Source organism: Sulfitobacter dubius, assembly GCF_027214245.1.
In the GTDB taxonomy this organism is placed as follows: Bacteria; Pseudomonadota; Alphaproteobacteria; order Rhodobacterales; family Rhodobacteraceae; genus Sulfitobacter; species Sulfitobacter dubius_A.
Window position 1 is genome coordinate 1 of the sequence record NZ_JAPWHM010000066.1, and the last position, 231, is coordinate 231.

At 59.3% G+C, this 231-nt stretch carries 1 protein-coding gene; it reads left to right on the forward strand.

Annotated features, from left to right (window positions below):
* Positions 1 to 231, forward strand: a 231-nt coding sequence (gene tsaE, locus O4H31_RS19630; RefSeq protein ID WP_269348193.1) for a tRNA (adenosine(37)-N6)-threonylcarbamoyltransferase complex ATPase subunit type 1 TsaE, incomplete at both ends; no start/stop codon positions are given.

Consider the following 231-nt stretch of genomic DNA (forward strand, 5'->3'; position numbering starts at 1 on the left):
GCGTTGGGGTGATCTATCTGCATGGCGATCTCGGCGCCGGTAAAACCACCTTGTCGCGCGGCATTATCCGTGGGTTGGGGCATGTCGGGGCGGTAAAAAGCCCGACCTTCACCCTGGTCGAACCCTACGAGCTCGGTGCGGTGAGGGCCTATCACTTCGATCTGTACCGTTTGGTTGATCCCGAGGAGCTGGAGTTTCTCGGCATTCGCGACTATTTCGAGGGCGATGCAC